Source organism: Kribbella flavida DSM 17836 (assembly GCF_000024345.1).
Lineage (GTDB): Bacteria > Actinomycetota > Actinomycetes > Propionibacteriales > Kribbellaceae > Kribbella > Kribbella flavida.
On record NC_013729.1, the window covers coordinates 4,240,622 to 4,260,256 of the forward strand.

The 19,635-nt window shown below is 70.9% G+C and carries 18 protein-coding genes; 15 read left to right on the forward strand and 3 right to left on the reverse strand.

From position 1 onward, the window contains the following. The first annotated feature begins 80 nt into the window (after positions 1-80). The 6 genes from KFLA_RS19655 (at position 81) to KFLA_RS35720 (ending at position 3,872) form a co-directional block, all read left to right on the forward strand. On the forward strand, positions 81-902 hold the full coding sequence (locus KFLA_RS19655; RefSeq protein ID WP_041289398.1) for an ABC transporter ATP-binding protein: 822 nt from the start codon (positions 81-83) through the stop codon (positions 900-902). Beyond that, positions 899-1,555 (forward strand): hypothetical protein, encoded by a 657-nt coding sequence (locus KFLA_RS19660; RefSeq protein ID WP_012921564.1) that lies wholly within the window; start codon positions 899-901, stop codon positions 1,553-1,555. The genes KFLA_RS19655 and KFLA_RS19660 overlap by 4 nt, the downstream gene beginning before the upstream one ends. 82 nt (positions 1,556-1,637) lie before the next feature. Further along, on the forward strand, positions 1,638-2,159 hold the full coding sequence (locus tag KFLA_RS19665) for a histidine phosphatase family protein (protein WP_012921565.1): 522 nt from the start codon (positions 1,638-1,640) through the stop codon (positions 2,157-2,159). A gap of 67 nt (positions 2,160-2,226) precedes the next feature. Then, a complete protein-coding gene (locus KFLA_RS19670; protein WP_012921566.1) occupies positions 2,227-2,664 on the forward strand; it encodes a VOC family protein in 438 nt (145 codons plus the stop codon). A gap of 67 nt (positions 2,665-2,731) precedes the next feature. Beyond that, entirely contained in the window at positions 2,732-3,142 is a 411-nt protein-coding gene (locus KFLA_RS19675) for a VOC family protein (protein WP_012921567.1), read from the forward strand. 100 nt (positions 3,143-3,242) lie between these two features. Next, on the forward strand, positions 3,243-3,872 hold the full coding sequence (locus tag KFLA_RS35720; protein ID WP_012921568.1) for an HAD family hydrolase: 630 nt from the start codon (positions 3,243-3,245) through the stop codon (positions 3,870-3,872). A gap of 14 nt (positions 3,873-3,886) precedes the next feature. On the opposite strand, the gene KFLA_RS19685 is transcribed toward KFLA_RS35720, so the two are convergent. Continuing rightward, on the reverse strand, positions 3,887-4,177 hold the full coding sequence (locus KFLA_RS19685) for a helix-turn-helix domain-containing protein (RefSeq protein ID WP_012921569.1): 291 nt from the start codon (positions 4,175-4,177) through the stop codon (positions 3,887-3,889). 65 nt (positions 4,178-4,242) lie between these two features. On the opposite strand from KFLA_RS19685, the gene map reads away from it, so the two are divergent. Continuing rightward, positions 4,243-5,025 (forward strand): type I methionyl aminopeptidase, encoded by a 783-nt coding sequence (gene map / locus KFLA_RS19690; protein ID WP_012921570.1) that lies wholly within the window; start codon positions 4,243-4,245, stop codon positions 5,023-5,025. A gap of 83 nt (positions 5,026-5,108) precedes the next feature. On the opposite strand, the gene KFLA_RS36735 is transcribed toward map, so the two are convergent. Beyond that, entirely contained in the window at positions 5,109-6,020 is a 912-nt protein-coding gene (locus tag KFLA_RS36735) for a phosphotransferase family protein (RefSeq protein ID WP_085956227.1), read from the reverse strand. Between the two features lie 293 nt (positions 6,021-6,313). Here KFLA_RS36735 and KFLA_RS35730 point away from each other — a divergent pair, with 293 nt between their 5' ends. The 7 genes from KFLA_RS35730 to KFLA_RS19730 all read left to right on the forward strand — a co-directional run bounded on the left by KFLA_RS35730 (position 6,314) and on the right by KFLA_RS19730 (position 15,616). After that, complete coding sequence (locus KFLA_RS35730; RefSeq protein ID WP_012921572.1) at positions 6,314-7,300, forward strand: TRM11 family SAM-dependent methyltransferase; 987 nt, start codon at positions 6,314-6,316, stop codon at positions 7,298-7,300. Between the two features lie 115 nt (positions 7,301-7,415). Beyond that, a complete protein-coding gene (gene ligA, locus KFLA_RS19705; RefSeq protein WP_041290277.1) occupies positions 7,416-9,410 on the forward strand; it encodes an NAD-dependent DNA ligase LigA in 1,995 nt (664 codons plus the stop codon). Positions 9,411-9,537: 127 nt separating this feature from the next. Then, positions 9,538-11,016, forward strand: a complete 1,479-nt coding sequence (locus KFLA_RS19710) for a cryptochrome/photolyase family protein (protein WP_012921574.1) — start codon at positions 9,538-9,540, stop codon at positions 11,014-11,016. After that, the gene (locus tag KFLA_RS19715) at positions 11,013-11,558 is read left to right on the forward strand and encodes a 2'-5' RNA ligase family protein (RefSeq protein WP_012921575.1); all 546 of its coding nucleotides are present in this window, start codon (positions 11,013-11,015) and stop codon (positions 11,556-11,558) included. The genes KFLA_RS19710 and KFLA_RS19715 overlap by 4 nt, the downstream gene beginning before the upstream one ends. A 96-nt stretch (positions 11,559-11,654) precedes the next feature. Next, on the forward strand, positions 11,655-13,460 hold the full coding sequence (locus KFLA_RS19720) for a glycoside hydrolase family 15 protein (RefSeq protein WP_012921576.1): 1,806 nt from the start codon (positions 11,655-11,657) through the stop codon (positions 13,458-13,460). Continuing rightward, complete coding sequence (locus KFLA_RS19725) at positions 13,460-14,518, forward strand: glucose 1-dehydrogenase (protein WP_012921577.1); 1,059 nt, start codon at positions 13,460-13,462, stop codon at positions 14,516-14,518. The genes KFLA_RS19720 and KFLA_RS19725 overlap by 1 nt, the downstream gene beginning before the upstream one ends. A gap of 93 nt (positions 14,519-14,611) precedes the next feature. Further along, the gene (locus tag KFLA_RS19730) at positions 14,612-15,616 is read left to right on the forward strand and encodes an LLM class flavin-dependent oxidoreductase (RefSeq protein WP_012921578.1); all 1,005 of its coding nucleotides are present in this window, start codon (positions 14,612-14,614) and stop codon (positions 15,614-15,616) included. Between the two features lie 10 nt (positions 15,617-15,626). On the opposite strand, the gene KFLA_RS19735 is transcribed toward KFLA_RS19730, so the two are convergent. Continuing rightward, positions 15,627-15,971, reverse strand: a complete 345-nt coding sequence (locus KFLA_RS19735) for a hypothetical protein (RefSeq protein ID WP_041289399.1) — start codon at positions 15,969-15,971, stop codon at positions 15,627-15,629. A gap of 100 nt (positions 15,972-16,071) precedes the next feature. Here KFLA_RS19735 and KFLA_RS19740 point away from each other — a divergent pair, with 100 nt between their 5' ends. Then, positions 16,072-19,509, forward strand: a complete 3,438-nt coding sequence (locus tag KFLA_RS19740; RefSeq protein WP_012921580.1) for an error-prone DNA polymerase — start codon at positions 16,072-16,074, stop codon at positions 19,507-19,509. Positions 19,510-19,635: the final 126 nt, after the last annotated feature.

Genomic DNA, 19,635 nt, shown 5'->3' on the forward strand with positions numbered 1-19,635 from the left:
TTTACAAAGACTGCTCAGTGTGTCAAGTGTGACAGTCATCCAGGCGATTCATGGACCGGTCCGCTGGATAGGCTCGCCGCGTGGAGGTCGCGCGGTTGAGCAGGGTCAGCAAGCGGTACGGCCGGCGGGAGGTTGTCACCGAGGTCGATCTGCACCTGCGGGCGGGTGAGTTGCTGGCGCTGGTGGGAGCCAACGGATCAGGCAAGTCGACCGTCCTGAAGCTGATGGTCGGCCTGACCCGACCGACCAGTGGCACCGTCCACCGGTCCGCGCGGATCGTGAGCTACGTGCCCGACGTCTTCACCTCGCACGACCGGCTGTCGGCCTCGGCCTACCTGCGGCACATGGGACGGATCCGTGGCCTCACCGCCCGGGCAGCGCGCCGGCGGTCCGACGCCCTGCTCGATCGACTCGCGCTGAGCGGCGGCGCGGACACCCCGATGCGCCAGCTGTCCAAGGGCAACGCTCAGAAGGTCGCCCTCGCCCAGGCACTGCTCGAACCGCCGCAACTGCTGGTTCTCGACGAACCCTGGGCGGGCCTGGACTCCACCGCGCACCGGGTTCTCCGCGAGCTGCTCACCGAGACAGCCGAGGCGGGTGGAGCGGTCGCTTTCACCGAGCACTCGGACCAGGTCGTCAAGGCAACGGCCACCAGGACCTGCGAGCTCCGGCACGGCAGGTTGCGTCAGTCCAGCTCGGAGGCAGCACACCAGTTGACCGAGGTCGAACTGCTCCGCGGCGCCGACCTCGACTGGTCGCACCACCCCGACGTCATCGAGGTACGACGCGACGACGTCGGCGTCACGCTGATCCTGCCCACCGGACGCCACGACGCCGCGTTGCTCACGGCACTCAATCACGGATGGTCGGTCCGGTCGGTTCGGCAGGTGAAGCCCGAGTGAGCGCGCTCTACCGCTACCTCCTGCTGAGTGTGCTGCTCTCCCAGCGGTACCTGCCGCCGACACTGATCTTCCTCGCCGCGCTCGCCGTCGGCGTGACATCGGACAGCGGCCCGCTGCAATCGTCGTACGCGTTCTGCGTGCTGGCCGTACTGGTCTGCAGTACCTGGCTGGCCGTCAGCGTCGTCAACCACGAGGACCCGACGCAGCGCCGGATCACCCTGGTGACGATCGGCGACTCGTCGCGCGTTCTCGCGGTCACGGTTGCCGTCGTTCTGACCTGGGCGGTTCCGCTCGTGGGGATCGGCCTGGTCTACCCGATCGTCACCGGCCGGCACGTGGTCACCGCCGGCGCTCTGGCCGTCGGCGCAGTCGCTCAACTCGCCGCCGCGATGCTCGGCACCGCGATCGGCTTGCTCTGCTCGCGCCTGGTGATCCCCCGCATCGGTCTGGCCACCCTGGCAGCCGCCGCTGCGCTTCTCGCGGTCTTGCTCATCCGGTGGCTCTCCCCGATCCGCCCGATCATGTCGCTGCTGTTCAACGACCAGACACCAGGCCAGAACGCCGTACCCGTCGCCCTGCTGGCTCTCCTCTGCGCCGCCGTCCTGGCCCTCGCCACCTTGGCCACCCGCGCCATCGTCGACCGGACGGGGTGAGCCGGCACCTGGTGGAGCTAGCGACCTGGCTCCTGCGTGTGCCGCCTTCACGTTGAGCGACCTTGACTGGCTACCCTTGCCCATGCTGATCCTGGTGCGTCACGCGATGCCGGCCCACGGTCCCGACACTCCCGCCCGCGACTGGCTGCTCGCCCCGGAGGGACACGCCGCCGCGCGGGCGCTGGGCGAGCGGCTACCCCCCGCCGCGCGACTCGTCGCCAGCACGGAACCGAAGGCGATCGCCACCCTCGCCCCCGCCGGCCCAGTCATCCAGGACCCCCGCTTCGACGAAATCTCCCGCGTCGAGGCGTACGACGACAACTTCCGCACCCAGCGCCGCGCGTACGTCGAGGGCACGGACCACCCGGACTGGGAGCCGCGGGACGAGGTCGTCAGCCGCTTCCACAGCGGCGTCCTCGACCACCTCACCGCCGCCGAAAACCGCCCGCTGATCATCGCCTCCCACGGCATGGCCATCACTCTGTGGCTGACAGCAACTGTTTCCTTGCGCACTCCAGGCATCTTCTGGGCAGACCTCCGCTTCCCCGACACCCACGCCGTCGACCTCACAGCCCGCACGGTCACCCGACTCGACCCTCCCTGACCCGCCGCTGCTCCCCGGGCCAAAAACCGGGTCGACGGTCGGCTGCGACCGTGCCTACCGTGATCGGATGGGCCTACGCATCGGTGCACTGATCGTCGACTCCCGAGACCCCGGTCGTCTGGCCAGGTTCTGGGCCGAGGCGCTGGACTGGGTGATCAGTCAGGACGAGGACCCCGAGTGGGTGGTCGAGCCGCCGGCCGGGAGCCGTGAAGACTGCGTGGTGGCCGACCTGTTGTTCATCAAGGTGCCGGAGCCCAAGACGATCAAGAACCGCCTGCACCTCGACCTGCGCCCCGAGAACCAGGCCGCAGAGGTCGCCCGCCTGGAAGCCCTCGGAGCCACCCGCGTCGACGTGGGCCAGGGCGACAACCGTCCCTGGATCGTGATGGCCGACCCGGAAGGCAACGAGTTCTGCGTCCAGGACGCCCACCCACCCCAGCTCCGCACCCAATGGCTGAGCCGGTACCAGGCCTACCAGCCAGCCACCCGACAGACACCGACCTGACCGGTACGGCGAGGCGCCGGCGACCTGAGAGGCGAGCCGCTGACGTATTGCCTGGTAGAACAGGCGAATGCCCGAGTACCCGGACCTGATGCACACCGCGATCGACGCGACCGACGCTCGTGGACTCGCCGAGTTCTATCGCGAGCTCCTCGGACTGCGGTACCGGCCCGGCGACGAGCCGCCGACCGACGGCTCCGAGGACGACGACAGCTGGCTCGTCCTCGTCGACGCCACCGGCCAGCGCAAACTCGCGGTCCAACGCGTCGACGCGCTGCCTCGATCGACCTGGCCGAGCCACGACGTACCGATGCAGCTCCACCTCGACTTCTCGGTCAGCTCGATCGACGAACTCGAACGCCACAAGGAGCGAGCCCTCGCCCTCGGCGCAACCGTCCTGCTCGACCGCACCACCGACCCCGAAGCCGGCTACGTCCTCGCAGACCCCGCCGGCCACCCGTTCTGCCTCCTCACCCGCTGAGCACCGCGGTCGACCGCCCTCCAGCTGGGGCGCGACCCACGGCCTGTGCACTGAACGGTTGAGACAATGCTGGTCCGTCGATCCGTGGAGGCCGTGCACCGTGCCGGAACGCTTTGTTGTGCTGGATGCGATGGGGGTGCTCTACCGTCACGGCAACGTCGTGCGCAGCGTTCTGATCCCGTACCTGCGGGACCACGGTTGCACGCGCACCGAGGTCGACATCCGGGATGCTTATCGCCGTTGCACTCTCGGGGAGATCTCGACGAGCGAACTCTGGGCGCTGCTGGGAGTGTCAGCGACCGCCGATGACGCCGACTACTGTCAGCGGCACCAGCTGACGCAAGACGCGCCGCAGCTTCTGCGCGAGGTCCGGCAGGCCGGGATCACGCCGTGGGTACTGACCAACGACGCCGCGCCGTGGTCCGAGCGGCTGCGTCACCGGTTCGGCCTCGGCGGGTGGGTCGAGCGATGGTTCGTGAGCTCCGAGATCGGCGCCCGCAAGCCCGATCCCGCGGCGTACCGGGCTCTGCTCGCGCAGCCGGGCCTCGATCCGACCCGAACGATCTTCGTGGACGACCGTCCCCCGAACCTGGTCGCCGCCCGGAGCGCCGGCTTTCAGCCCGTTCTGTTGCACAGCGACGACACCGACGCCCATCCCGAGCGCGACTTCCAGCCGCCGGTCGTCCACAGCATGGCCGAGCTGACGAGCTATCTCGTCGAAGCGACCTGACGCCTCACCTGGGCCTACGACGCCAAGCGCTCGCGGGACTTGCTGGGGGCGTCGTCGCGTCCGGGCTGGTTGATCTCGGCCCAGACCGCGTCGAGGGACAGGCCGAGCACGTCGGCGATCGCGGCGATGGTCGGGAACGCCGGGGTCGCCACGCGGCCCGACTCGATCTTGCGCAGGGTTTCCGGCGAGACGCGGGCGTCCAGCGCGGTCTGCAGCATCGAGCGCTCTCCCCTGGCGCGACGCAACAGCGCACCGAGGCGCTCTCCGCGCTCGAGCTCGGCGGAGGTGAGCGGCAACCTGACCATGGGCCGATTCTAATACCGGGATAATATGGCCGGGATAGTTATTGGTTGCCCGAGGAAGGCATCGCATGATCGAGATCCTGAGCTCCACCGAGCTGCCCCGAGCCAGGCAGGCCGGTGCACTGGTCGCGACCATTCTGCAGACCCTGAAGAGCCGTACGACGGTCGGCACGAACCTGCTGGACATCGACCAGTGGGCCCAGGCCATGATCGTCGAGGCCGGCGCGGAGTCCTGCTACGTCGACTACGAGCCGTCCTTCGGGCGCGGGCCGTTCGGCCACTACATCTGCACGGCCGTCAACGACGCCGTGCTGCACGGGCTGCCGCACGACTACACGCTCGCCGACGGCGACCTGCTGACCCTCGACCTCGCCGTCTCGCACGACGGAATCGCCGCGGACTCCGCGATCAGCTTCCTCGTCGGCGATTCAAAACCCGCGGAGAGCGTCGCTCTGATCGGCGCGACCGAGCGGGCGCTGAGCGCGGGCATCGCCGCTGCCGCACCCGGAGCCCGCATCGGCGACATCTCGCACGCGATCGGCTCGGTGCTCAGCGCCGCGGGGTACCCGATCAACACCGAATTCGGGGGGCACGGCATCGGATCGACGATGCACCAGGACCCCCACGTCGCCAACACCGGCCGACCCGGCCGCGGCTACAAGCTGCGCCCCGGCCTGCTGCTCGCCCTGGAACCGTGGGTGATGGCCGACACCGACAAACTCGTCACCGATGCCGACGGCTGGACCCTTCGCAGCGCAACAGGCTGCCGAACGGCCCACAGCGAGCACACGATCGCCATCACCGAGCACGGCGCCGAAATCCTCACCCTGCCGAACCAGCCACACCCGTGACGCGGCCACCGCAACGACCCCCGCACCAAGCGGCCGGCGTACCGGGAGGGCAGCTCAACCACCTGACCCGGACACGCACGTGCTCAGGATCTTTCCTGCCTGACGTGTGATCCGAAGAAGACGCCGGCAGCCGGCAGCGGCGGCTCACTGCGTGAGGACGGCCAGCGCCATGCGGAGGAACGCGTCGCGACGGGTGGTCGCCGTGGTGCTGAACAGCTCGGTGGGGGTGTTGAGGGCGGCGACGGCGTCCCAGTACGCGACATCGCGCGCCTGGCTGGACGTTGCGCCCTCATAGCCGGCGAGTACTTGATCGGGCGCGGCGGGGCCGAACGAGATCGCCGCCTGTTTGCGGAGCTCGCCCACGTCGACGCCGGCGCCCCGACGCCGGCCGTCTTCCAGTCGATGAGCGCCCCGATCCGGTCGCCGGTCCAGATGAGGTTGCCGGGCCAGACGTCCCCGTGCACGAAGACGCGTTCGCCGAGCGGCACCCCGTACGCCGTGACCACCTCGTCGGCCATCCCCAGCAACGTCGTCGTCGGCATCCGGCCGGCGCGGCGGTCCGCGGCGAAGTCGTCCACCGCAATCGGCCGCGGCCGGAACGGCAACCGGTCGCACGGCGCGATCACGACGGCATGCACGCGGGCGAGCACAGCGCCCGCGGCGCGCAACCGATCAGCGGACGAAGGCGGCGACCAGGCGCTGGTGCCCTCGACGGCGGTCTCGAGCGTCACAGGTGTCCCCGTCAGGTCGCCCTGCACATCGGCGCCGATCAGCCGCGGAGCGGGCAGCCCGTGTCGCTCGGCCACTTCGAGCGCGGCGGCTGCGGTGGCGATCATGGCCGCGTCGATCCGTGGAGTCGGCCCGCGCAACACCGCTTCGATCGGAGGGCCGCAGCGTTCGATCCCCAGCCGCCAGGGCCCCTGCCCCTCATGCAGAGCGCGAACCTCGACGATCCTCGCGCCGACGCCGGCAACGGCAGCCGCCCAGTCCAGCATGCGCTCGGTCGGCCCGCTGCCGCCTGCGCTCTCAGGTTTCCCGCACACCGGCAGCCTAGCGGCCGAACCCGTCCCCCGCACTGGTGTCCGGGCCGAGGTCCCGAGCACGGTCTCGCCTCGAAGGCGACCGGCGTCAGCCGCGCCATGAGCTATGGTCGTTGCTGGTGGAATTCAACTCCTGAAGCCGCGCGCAGTACTGAGGCACTCCCCCTGATCCAGCGGGGCGGGTGCTGCTGCCCGCATGTCGCGTCGCGTCACCGACCGCACATCCGGCGCTCTTCAGGAGTCACCTCATGTCCCACCCTGTCCTCGATCTGCCCTGCCTCGCGCTGGATCAGCCCGTCCGCGACCACGTCGTACTGCGAACCGTCGCCGGCGCCGAGGACCTGATCACCGGCCTCGACGTCATCGCCGGCTCGCCGGCTCGCCTCACCTGCCGCGTCGACGGCGCGCTCCGGGAGCTGCACGACCTCCGGCTCTTCAGCACTCTGGCAGTCCTGGTGCCGGACACCACCGCAGTCCTGCGATCCGCCACCTCCGGCGTGACCTCGGCGCTGCGGTCCGAGACACCCCTGCGCTTCAGGATCGCTCCGGCGACCCCGGACCACGACGCCCTGAACGTTGCTCTTGTCAACGAACTGGGCTGGCTGGAAGATCCCGGCGACTGGACGGTCAACTTCGTCGGCGGCCCGAACGGCTGGGAGGCCGAGATCGGGCCGTTCCACTGGTCGCGCCGCTTCGGCCGCCTGGATCGGCTGCCGTGGTCGACCAAGCCCGTGGTCGCCGAGGTCCTGACCCGGCTGGCCAAACTCCGGCCCGGCCACCGAGTGCTCGACCCCTTCTGCGGCACCGGCACGCTGCTGGCCGCCGCCTCCGCAGCGGTCGGGGCACCGGTGATCCTGCTCGGCTCGGACCTCGACCCGCGGGCGATCGCCCTGGCCGGTGCCAACCTGAGCCGGCTCGCGATCCCCGCCGACCTCCCCGTCGCCTCCGCCGAGTCGCTCGATCATGCCGAGCACAGCGTGGACCGGGTGATCGCGAACCTGCCCTTCGGCAAGCTCGTCGGCAGTCACGCGGGCAACGCCAAGCTCTATCCCGCCGCCCTTCGCGAGATCGCCCGTCTTCTTCCTCGATCCGGTCGAGCGGTGCTGCTGACCGACGACAAGCGGCTCTTCGAGGACGCCGTCGCCCGAACCCGCGGCCTCAAGATCGTCCGGCGCCGCGTCCTCGGTGACAGCGGCGTCACCCCCACGGCGTACGTGCTGACCTTGCGGCGGTGAGGCCGGCCGTGCACTGCCGTTCCTCCAGGTGGCGAACGTGGTGCGCCCAGCCACCGTGACAGGAGTGCGGGCGGGGTGCCCGGAGTTGTCCCCGGTGGGCGGTAGCGTCTTCGTCGTGGACGTTGGGGAACGCATTGAGACGCTGGCCGACCAGATCGTGCAGTTGCGCGATGCCTACTACCGGGGTGCGCCGGCGGTGGCGGACGCGGAGTACGACGCGATCGAGGACGAGCTGCGGGCACTGATCGCGGCGCACCCGGAGCTGGCGCCGGACCCGAATCCGCTGGATCAGGTCGGCGCGCCCGCGGTGCTGCATGCGCCGGTCCGCCACTCACGGCCGATGCTGTCCCTCGAGAAGGCGACCCGCCCGGAGCAGGTCGAGGCGTTTTTCAACCGCTTCCCCGGCCGGTCCGTGGTGGTCATGCCGAAGCTGGACGGGTTGTCGCTGGCGCTGGTCTACGAGGACGGGCAGCTGGCCCGGGCGATCACCCGCGGCGACGGCACGACCGGTGACGACGTGACTCCGCTGGTGCGCGCCCTGGCGGACGGCGTACCGGCGAAGATCGACGCACCGGGCCGGGTCGAGGTCCGGGGTGAAGCGGTCATGCTGCGCTCGACCTTCGCCGCCTACAACGCCGCCCACCCGGACAAGCCGCTGATCAACCCCCGCAACGCGGCCGCCGGCACGCTGCGCGCGAAGGATCCGGCCACCGTCGCCGAGCGCCGGCTGCAGTTCCTGGCCTTCGACCTGCACACCGATCCGGACAGTACCGACTCCGACCTGGACCGCGCACTGCGCACCCTCGGGTTCGCCGTCGCCGACATGCGGCACTGCGACGACGCGGCCGCGGCGCAGGCGGTGATCACCACGATCGAGCAGCAGCGCAACGACCTGGACTACGACCTCGACGGCGCCGTACTGCGCCTGGCCGACCGTGACGCCTTCGCCGCGGCCGGGACCCGATCCAGCTCTCCGCGCGGAGCGCTGGCGTACAAGTTCGCCGCGGAGGAGAAGACCACCGTGCTGGCCGACGTCGTCTGGGACGTCGGCAAGACGGGCAAGATCGCGCCGGTGGCGTGGCTCGAGCCGGTCTTCGTCGGCGGTACGACGGTCACCCGCGCGACGCTGGCCAACCAGGAGGTGATCCGGGCCCGGGGCATCAAGATCGGCGACACGGTCCTGGTCCGCCGGGCCGGCGACGTGATCCCGTTCGTCGCCGGAGTGCTCGACGCCTCCCGGCGCACCGGCGCCGAGCAGGACATCGTGCCACCGACGAACTGCCCGTCGTGCGGACAGCCCCTGACCGAGCAGGGCAACAGCCGGGAACTGTTCTGCACCAACGTCTCCTGCCCGGCCCAGACCGTCCGCCGGCTGATCCACTGGGCCTCCCGGGCCGCGGCCGACATCGACGCGATCGGCGGGGTGTGGATCGAGCGCCTGGCCGAGGCGGGCATCCTGGAGCACCCGTCGGACTTCTACCACCTGACCAAGGAGAAGCTGCTCGAGTTCGACCGCATCGGCGAGGTGTCGGCGGCCCGGATGATCGAGTCGATCGACGCCAGCCGGCAGGTCGGCCTCCGCCGCGCGCTGATCGGGCTCGCCGTCCCGATGGCGTCGGAGGGCACCGCGGCCCGGCTGTGCCGCGCGGGCTTCGGCTCGCTGGAAGAGGTCGCCGACGCCGGGGAGGAGGGGCTTGTCGCCGTGGAGGACATCGGCCCGAAGGTCGCCGCCTCTCTCGTCGAGCACCTGTCCCGGCTTCGGCCCGAACTGGAACGCCTCCGCGCGGCCGGCGTCTCCCTCGACGTGCTCGAGGAAGACCTGCCACCGGTCGTCGCAGCCGGCGCTCCCCTGGCCGGCAAGACGGTTGTCGTCACCGGCGCCATCAGCGATCCCCGTTCCGGCGAGAAGGTCGCGCGGCCGGCGTTCCAGCGTCTGTGCGAGAGCGCCGGCGCCACCATCGCCTCCTCGGTCTCGGCGAGCACCGACTACCTCATCACCGGCGCCGACGTCGGCGCCGCGAAGCTCACCAAGGCCGAGAAGCTGGGCGTCGAGGTCGTCGACCAGTCCGAGATCTGGTCCCAGCTGTTCGCCGCCGGCATCACCCTCTGACCGCGGAGGCCACCGGAACGTGCCGGCTCCGTCCGCCGAACTTGTGCACTGTGCACAATGAGTGAGCGGGCACGCAGCGGTCCCGAGCTGCCCGGCGACAGCACCGAGCTGGTCGGAGGCAACCCGGATGGATCGACGATGGACCTTCGGCGACCAGCTCGGCCCACACTTCCTGGACGGTGACGACCAGCCGGTCCTGATGATCGAGTCGCGGCGGGTGTTCGCCCGGCGCCGGTTCCACCGGCAGAAGGCGCACCTGGTGCTGTCGGCGATGCGGCACCGCGCGGCCGAGCTGGGCGACCAGGTGCGGTACCTGCGGGCCGAGACCTACCGGGAAGCCCTCGCCCAGGTGTCCGAACCGCTGACCGTCTGCCGGCCCACGTCGTACGCCGCCGACCGGTTCGTCCGCCGGTTGCCCCAGGTCGAGGTGCTGCCGGCGCGGGGGTTCGTCACCAGCCAGGCCGAGTTCGCCGAGTGGGCGGGGCGGCGGGGCGCCAAGCGCCTGCTGATGGAGGACTTCTACCGCGAGGCCCGGGTGCGCCTCGGCGTACTGATGGAGGGGAACCAGCCGGCCGGCGGGCGGTGGAACTTCGACCAGGACAACCGGGAGGCCCCGCCCCGCCGGCCCACCCTCGGTACGCCGGAACCGTGGTGGCCCCGCGAGGACGAGATCGACGCCGAGGTGCGCGACGACCTCGACCGGTGGCAGCGGTCGGGCGACGTGCAGTTCGTCGGCGTCGACGGTCCGCGCAGGTTCGCGGTGACCCGGCAGGAGGCGTTGCACGCCCTCAGCGACTTCGTCGCGCACCGGCTGCCGGCGTTCGGGCCGCACGAGGACGCCATGCTGGCCGGCGACGACTGGATGGCCCACTCGTTGCTGTCCGCGACGCTGAATCTCGGCCTTCTCGACCCGATGGAGGCGGTGGAGCAGGCCGAGGACGCCTACCGTGCCGGGGCCGCGCCGCTGGCGTCCGTCGAGGGGTTCGTCCGGCAGCTGATCGGCTGGCGCGACTACATGTGGCATCTGTACTGGCACTTCGGGCCGGACTACCGGCGCAGCAACCAGTTGGCAGCCCGGCAACCCGTGCCGGAGTGGTTCACCGAACTCGATGCCGATGGCACCGTCGGCGCGCGCTGCCTGTCCGAAGTACTGCGTGGTGTCCGTGAGCACGGCTGGGTGCACCACATCCCCAGGTTGATGGTGCTCGGCAACTACGCGCTGCAGCGCGGCTGGTGTCCGGACGAGGTGACCGACTGGTTCCACCGCTCGTTCGTGGACGGTTACGACTGGGTGATGGTCGCGAACGTCGTCGGGATGTCGTTGCACGCCGACGGCGGCCGGCTCGCGACCAAGCCGTATGCGGCCGGCGGCGCGTACATCGACAAGATGAGCGACTTCTGCGGCGGCTGCCGCTACAACCCGAAGGTCCGGGTCGGACCGGACGCCTGCCCGTTCACCGCCGGGTACTGGTGGTTCCTCGACCGCAACGCCGACCGCCTGGCCGGCAACCAGCGCATCGCCCGCGCCTTGGCCGGACGTCACCGGCTGAGTGACCTGCCCGAGCTGATCCTGCAGGAGCAGGACCGCGGCTCGGAGGCACCTTGAGTCCACCGCCGCTGATCGTCACCGTCCGCCTGGACGACGCCGGCGCGGCCGCGTTCGACGTACTGCGGTCCGCCCACTACCCGCCGCACCTCAACGTCCTGCGCGCCCACGTCACGCTGTTCCACCAGTTGCCCGGGCACGAGACCGACTCCGTGATCGCCGAGCTGACCGCGACGCGCTCCGACGAACCCTTCGCTCTCGAGGTCGTGGGCCCCCGTCTGCTCGGCCGCGGAGTCGCCATCGACCTCCGCTCCCCCACGCTCCACAGCCTGCACGCCGACCTCGCCCGCCGCTGGACCCCGTGGCTCACCAGACAGGACCGGCAGCCCTTCCGTCCCCACGTCACCATCCAGAACAAGGTCGACCCGGCCACAGCTCGGCAGCTCCACGATGAGCTGGCCACCACGCCCTGGCCGCCCGTTTCCGCGATCGGCTGGTCCCTGTGGCGCTACCTGGGCGGACCGTGGGACCCGGTCACCGAAATCCCCTTCCGGTCAGGGCCGCCGCCAGCGCGGCAACAACAGTCCGCGGCGGGATGTTGAGATCGTATGACGCGGCGACGCCGTCCGACTCGGTCTGCGGTTGCCGGGTACTGAGCTGGGAACCAAGGACCAGGCAACGACGCGCGAGGAGTGATTGTGCAGCCGATCGAGAGCTATGCGCTGCTGGGCGATCTGCAGACCGCCGCGCTGGTGGCCGACACCGGATCGATCGACTGGCTGTGCTTGCCACGGTTCGACTCGCCGGCGTGCTTCGCCTCGCTGCTGGGTGGCGAGGACGCGGGCTACTGGCGGATCGCTCCGGCGGGCGCACAGTCGTGCACGCGGCGCAGCTACCGGGGTGACTCGCTGGTCCTGGAGACCGAGTGGGAAACGCCGCAGGGTGCGGTGCGGGTGATCGACACGATGCCGCCCCGGGGCGAGGCACCCGACGTCGTCCGGGTGGTCGAGGGGCTCAGCGGCCGGGTGCCGATGCGGATGGAGCTGCGGCTGCGCTTCGACTACGGCCACATCGTTCCCTGGGTGCGCAAGGTCGGCGGCGACCTGGCGGCGGTGGCCGGTCCGGACTCGGTGTGGCTGTCGACACCGGTCGACCTCTACGGGCAGGACCAGACGACGTACGCCGACTTCACGGTGGCGCAGGGAGAACGGGTCCCGTTCGTGCTCACCCACCACCCTTCGCACCTGCCGCGGCCGACACCCGTCGACGCCGAGCGAGCCCTGGTCACCACGGAGGCGTACTGGTCCGACTGGATGAGCCAGTTCGACTACGACGGTGGCTGGCCCGAGGCCGTACGCCAGTCACTGGTGGTGCTGAAGGCGCTCACGCACCAGCCGACCGGCGGCATCGTGGCCGCCGCGACCACCTCGCTGCCCGAACAGCTCGGCGGTCCGCGCAACTGGGACTACCGGTTCTGCTGGCTGCGCGACGCGACCTTCACGTTGCAGGCTCTGCTGGGGACCGGCTTCGTCGCCGAGGCGAAGGCGTGGCGGGAGTGGCTGCTGCGGGCGGTCGCCGGGGATCCGGCCGATCTGCAGATCATGTACGGCATCGACGGCACGCGGCGGCTGCCGGAGTACACCTTGGACTGGCTGAGCGGGTACGAGGGCGCGAAACCGGTCCGGGTCGGCAATGCCGCCTCCGACCAGTTCCAGCTGGATGTCTGGGGCGAAGTGCTGGACGGACTGCATCTGTCCCGCCAGGCCGGCCTGGCTCCCGACGAGTCCTCGTGGGCTCTGCAGAAGGCGCTGCTCGACTTCCTCGAAGGACACTGGGACGCGCCGGACAACGGTCTGTGGGAGATCCGCGGCGAACGGCGTCACTTCGTGCACTCCAAGGTGATGGCGTGGGCCGGCCTCGACCGGGCCGTGCAGGCGGTCGAGGGGTACGGTCTGGACGGTCCGCTCGACCGATGGCGGGCGTTGCGGGACCGCATCCACGCGGAGGTGTGCGCCAACGGGTTCGACCGCGAGCGCGGCACCTTCACCCAGTTCTACGGCTCCCAGGGGCTCGACGCCGCTCTGCTTCTCCTGCCCAGGACCGGCTTCCTGCCCTGGCACGACCACCGCGTCGTGGGAACCGTCGAGGCGGTCGAGCGGGAGCTGTACCGCGACGGCTTCCTGCTCCGCTACGACACCGGTGCGGACGGCGGCGTCGACGGCCTGCCGGGCGACGAAGCCACCTTCATCGCCTGCAGCTTCTGGCTCGTCGAGGCGCTGCACGGCATCGGCCGGCACGCCGACGCCGTCGCACTGTTCGAACGATTGCTTGCTCTGCGCAATGATGTCGGCCTGCTCAGCGAGGAGTACGACACCGTCGCCCGGCGCCAGGTCGGCAACACCCCGCAGGCGTACAGCCATGTCGGTCTGATCAACGCCGCCCGTCACCTCACCGGCAGCCACCCGGCGACGACACCGCACCCCCGCGATCACCAGGAGTCGTGATGCAAGCGCTCACCATCGTCGCGGGCCAAGCGGATTCCTTGCAGGTCAGCGACATGCCGGAGCCCACGCCCGGGCCGGGCGAACTGCTGGTCGACGGTCTGGCCGTCGGCATCTGCGGGACGGACCGCGAGATGGCCGCCGCCGAGTACGGCTGGGCTCCGCCCGGCGAGGACCGGCTGATCATCGGCCACGAGTCGCTGGGGCGCGTCGTACAGGCTCCGGACGACAGTGGCTTCAGCACCGGCGATCTGGTGGTGGGCGTCGTCCGCCGGCCCGACCCGGAACCGTGCGGGGCGTGTGCGCACGGCCAGTTCGACATGTGCCGCAACGGCCGGTACACCGAACGGGGCATCAAGGAACTGCACGGCTACGCCAGCGAGCGGTGGACCGTCGAACCGCAGTACGCCGTGAAGCTCGATCCCGCGCTCAGCGAGGTCGGCGTCCTGATGGAACCGACCACCGTGGTCGCCAAGGCGTGGGAACAGGTCGAGAAGATCGGCGCGCGCTCGTGGTTCGAGCCGCGCACCGCCCTGGTCACCGGTGCCGGACCGATCGGGCTGCTGGCCGCGCTGCTCGGCGTTCAGCGCGGGCTCGAGGTCCACGTGCTCGACCGGGTCACCAGCGGCGCCAAGCCCGCCCTGGTCGCCGATCTCGGCGCCACCTACCACCACACCGACGTCCAGCAGGTGGCGAAGTCGCTGCGCCCCGACGTGGTGATCGAAGCCACCGGCGTGGGCTCGCTGATCTTCGACGCGCTCGCGACCACCGGTTCGTACGGCATCACCTGCCTGACCGGCGTGTCGTCCCCCGGCCGTTCGCTCACCATCGACGCCGGCAGCCTCAACCGCGACATCGTGCTCGAGAACGACGCGATCGTCGGCTCGGTGAACGCCAACCTCGACCACTACCACGCCGCCGCCTCCGCCCTGGCCGCCGCGGATCACACCTGGCTGCAGCGCATGATCACCCGGCGGGTGCCCCTGCGTGACGCCGAAACCGCCCTCGCAGCACAACCCGACGACGTCAAGGTCGTACTGGATCTGCAGCGCGCGGACTGATCAGGCAGCCGTCACACGGTTGATGCTCGGCCTGCATCAAGTACCGCAGAAGCGGCATTGGACGTACTGCGGTACCGCCCGCAGGCTGGTGCCATGGACGATCCGACGTTCGGGGTGCTGCACGACTTCCGCCAGCCGCTGCCCCACCACGCAGCGATGTCCAGGTACTACGCCGAGAGCCTCGACGAGGTGGCCGCGGCCGACCAGCTGGGCTTCGACGCCGTCTGGATGTCGGAGCACCACCTCACCGCCGACGGCCTGCTGCCTTCGCCGCTGGTCATGGCGGCCGCGATCGCCGCGAGGACCACCCAGCTCCGGATCGGCACGAACATTCTCGTCCTGCCCCTGCACCACCCGCTCCGGGTCGCCGAGGATGCCGCGGTGGCCGACCTGGTCTCGGCCGGCCGCCTGGTCCTGGGCGTCGGCCAGGGGTACGCCGAGGAGGAGTTCGCGGCGTTCGGCGCCGACCGCCGGCACCGCGGCACCCTGCTCGAAGAAGGCATCACGCTGCTGCGCCGAGCGTGGTCGGCCGAACCGATCAACCTCCACGGCGAGCACTGGTCGTACAGCCAACTGTCGGTCACGCCGAAACCGGAACGGCCGATCCCGATCTACGTCGGCGGAGTCACCGCGGCCGGGTTACGCCGCGCCGCGCGACTGGGAGACGCAGTCATCATCTACTGCGCGAAGCCCGACGAGCTTCGGGCGAGGCGCGCCCTCCTCGACCAGGTCGCCCCCGGCACACCACTGACGTGTACGAGCATCCTCCACGTGGCAGACGATCCCGAGCAGGCCTGGGCGGAAGTGGCGCCCGGTATCGCCTATCTGGAAGGCCAGATCGCCACGTACGGCGGACGCGGCGACCTGCCGGAGCCGCAGCGAGGCGACTACCTGGTCGGCACGCCCGAGCAGGTGACGGAGCAACTCGTCGCTCTCCACCGCGACGTACAGTTCGATCACTTCGCCCACTGGACCCGCCTGCCCGGCCTCTCACACCATCGGGCACTGGAATCCCTCCAGCTGCTCGCGACCGAGGTCGTCCCCGCCGTCACCGAGCAGCTCTCTCCCGGCGGCGGCCTCGACCTCGGGCTCGGGTAGGCGCGCTCGGTCATCGGCGGCGCTTCTCGATCTTGCGCAGCTCGCCCTCGGGCACCCAGGAAACCTCGCCGTCGGCGTGCCGGACCCGGCCGACCCAGCGGCCGTCCTCGCGGACCCACGCGTCGACCACCCCCACCGGCTGCCAGATCCGCTCGACCGGCACCGGCGGATCCACCCGCCGAACGGTCTCCGGCGGCCGGTAGCCGTGCGCGTCGTACTGCAGCTCGAGGTCAGCGGCCTCGGCACGGGCTTGCTGCCTGCTCAGCCCGGAACCACGCTGCCCGTTGGCGGCGTTGTCCCAGATCGACCAGTCGTTGTCCCCGTTGCCGGGCCGCACGTTGAAGCGTCCCACCATGACCCCAGGGTGCCACACATTCGAAAGCATGTTCTACTGGCACCGGAGGGTTCGGCCGCCGCCGGCCAGGCGGCGTACACGGGGTGCAGGAGGTGGTGCGGTGGGTTACCAGAATCCGCCGATCCGCTGGTCGGAGCTGGAGCGCAGGCTGTCCGCCCGGCGGCCGGAGTCGCACGGCGGACGACCGGCCGAGGCCGACGGCGGCGACTCCCCCGCGTGGTCGCAGAACCGCGGCCCGTACGTCGCGCCGGGTGACGACGGCCGGCCCCGGCGACCCGACGGACCGGTCACGCCGTACGCCGAGCTGCACGTGCACTCCAACTTCAGCTTCCTGGACGGCGCCTCGTCGCCGGAGCAACTGGTCGAGGAAGCCGTGCGGCACGGGTTGCACGCGATCGCGCTGACCGACCACGACGGGTTCTACGGCGCGGCGCGGTTCGCCGAGACCGCCGACGCCTACGCCATGCCCACCGTCTACGGCGCCGAGCTGTCCCTCGGGCTGCCCGGCCCGCAGAACGGTGTCGCCGACCCCGACGGGTCGCACCTGCTGGTCCTGGCCGAGGGCAAGGAGGGCTACCACCGGCTGGCCGGGGCGATGACCGAGGCGCACCTGGCCGGCGGGGAGAAGGGCCGCCCGGTCTACGACCTGGAGGAGCTGGCCGCGCGCGGCCGCGACCACTGGCTGATCCTGACCGGCTGCCGCAAGGGCGCGGTCCGCCAGGCTCTCACCACCGCGTCCAGCCCGGCCGCCGGTGCCGCGGCCGCCCGGCGTGAGCTGGACCGGTTGACGGCGCTGTTCGGCCGCGACCGGGTGGTGGTCGAGCTGATCGACCACCGGATGCCGCTGTCCTCGACGCACAACCAAGCCCTGGCCGACCTTGCCGCGGCCGCGGGCCTGCCGACGGTCGCGACCGGGAACGTGCACTACGCCCAGCCCCGCGACCACCGGCTCGCCTCCGCCCTGGCCGCGGTCCGCGCCCGCCGCAGCCTGGACGAGATGGACGGCTGGCTCCCGGCCGGACCGGCGGCCTTCCTGCACTCGGGCGCCGAGATGGCGATGAAGTTCCGGAACTTCCCCGGCGCGGTGGCGAGGTCGGTGGAGCTCGCCGACCAGCTGGCGTTCCGGCTGCGCGCCGCTCAGCCGCGGCTGCCGAAGATCGACGTACCGGCCGGCCTGACCCAGATGGGCTGGCTGCGGCAGCTGGTGTTCGAAGGCGCCGCCGAACGCTACGGCACCCGCGACCAGCGTCCGGACGCCTACCAGCGGCTGGAGCGCGAGCTCGACGTCATCGAGCAGCGCGACTTCCCCGGCTACTTCCTGATCGTGTGGGACATGGTCCGCTACGCCCGCGAGCACGGCATCCTGTGCCAGGGCCGCGGCTCGGCCGCCAACTCCGCGGTCGTGTACTGCCTCGGCGTCACCGCCGTCGACTCGATCCTGTACGGGCTGCCGTTCGAGCGGTTCCTCGCCGCGACCCGCAGCGAGGAACCCGACATCGACGTGGACTTCGACTCCGACCGGCGCGAAGAAGTCATCCAGTACATGTACGGCAAGTACGGCCGCCGCAACGCCGCGCAGGTCGCCAACGTCATCTCCTACCGCCCGAAGATGGCGGTGCGCGACATGGCCAAGGCGCTCGGCTACTCCACCGGCCAGCAGGACGCGTGGTCCAAGCAGGTCGACGGCTGGTCGGCCGACCTGTCCTCCACCGACCACGACATCCCGCCGCTGGTCGTCGAGATGGCCACCGAGCTGCTCAAGGCTCCCCGGCACCTCGGCATCCACTCCGGCGGCATGGTGCTCACCGAGCAGCCGGTCGGTGAGGTCGTGCCGATCGAGCACGCCCGGATGGAGAAGCGGACCGTGCTGCAGTGGGACAAGGACGACTGCGCCTACATGGGCCTGGTCAAGTTCGACATGCTCGGCCTCGGCATGCTCGCCGCCATCCAGTACTGCATCGACCTGGTCGCCGACCGGCTCGGCGAACGCTGGCAGCTGCACACCATCCCCAAGGAAGAGCAGGGCGTCTACGACCAGCTCTGCCGGGCCGACTCGGTCGGGGTGTTCCAGGTCGAGTCCCGCGCCCAGATGGCCACCCTGCCCCGGCTCCGCCCGCGCCGCTTCTACGACCTCGCCTGCGAGATCGCGCTGATCCGGCCCGGCCCGATCCAGGGCGGCGCCGTGCACCCGTTCGTCCGGCGGATGACCGGCCAGGAACCGATCACCTATCCCCATCCCCTGCTGGAGCCGGTGCTCGAACGCACCAAGGGCGTGCCGCTGTTCCAGGAGCAACTCATGCAGATGGCGATGGCGATCGGCGGCATCGACGGCGACGAGGCCGACCTGCTGCGCCGCGCGATGGGCTCCAAACGCGGCATCGAGAAGATCTCCTCGCTGAAGACCAAGCTGTACGCCGGCATGGCCACCAACGGCCTCACCGGAGACGTTGCCGACGACATCTACGCCCGCATCGAGGCCTTCGCGAACTTCGGGTTCGCCGAGTCCCACTCGATCAGCTTCGCCCTGCTCGTCTACGCCTCCACCTGGTTCCGCCTGCACTACCCCGCCGCGTTCCTCGCCGCGCTGCTGCGCGCCCAGCCGATGGGGTTCTACTCCCCGCAGTCCCTGGTCGCCGACGCCCGCCGCCACGGCGTCGAGGTACGCCGTCCCGATCTGCAGCGCTCCGGCGTGCACGCCCTGCTCGAAGATCTGGACGACCGCCGGCCGGCCCGGCCCACCGGCATGGACAGCTGCCTCGCCACCGTGCAGCCGCCGATCGGCCCGTTCGATCCCGACGCCCCCGACACCTGCGCCGACCACCGCCGCGACGGCGCCTTCGCGGTCCGGCTGGGGCTGGCCGCCGTGAAGTCGATCGGCACCACGATGGCCGAGACGATCGTCGAGCAGCGCGAACTGCACGGGCCCTACGCCGACCTGGCCGACCTCGCCCGCCGGACCGGCCTCACCGCGTCGCAGCTCGAAGCGCTCGCCACCGCCGGCGCCTTCGACTGCTTCGGCATCGACCGCCGCCAAGCGCTGTGGCAGGCCGGCCGCGCCGCCGAGGAACGTCCCGACCGCTTCGCCGGCATCACCGCCGCCGGACCGCCCCCCATGCTGCCCGGCATGGGCGAGGACGAGGTCACCGTCGCCGACCTGTGGGCCACCGGCATCACCACCGGCAAGCACCCGGTCGAGCACGTCCGCGCCCAGCTCGATGCCGCCGGCATCCTCTCCGCCACGGCGCTGCGGACCGCGCGGCCCGACACCCGCGTCACGGCCGCGGGCGTCGTCACCCACCGGCAGCGGCCGGCCACCGCCTCCGGCGTCACCTTCCTCAACCTCGAGGACGAGACCGGCATGATCAACGTCATCGTCTCCCCCGGCTGCTGGGCCCGTCACCGCAAGGTCGCCCGGACCGCCGCCGCGATGATCATTCACGGCCGCCTGGAACGGGCCAACGGCGTCACCAACCTGGTGGCCGAACGCATCGAACGGCTTCCGCTCACCGCCCGGACCACCTCCCGCGACTTCCGGTAGCCCGGCTGCGCCGACATTCGCCCGGCCGGCCGGTTTCGACGGCGGTGCCGCGGGTAACAGAGACCTTCTCTGCGCAGGAGAGGTGATGCCTGTGCCGCTGCCGAGGTCGGGCCCGGGCACCCGCAT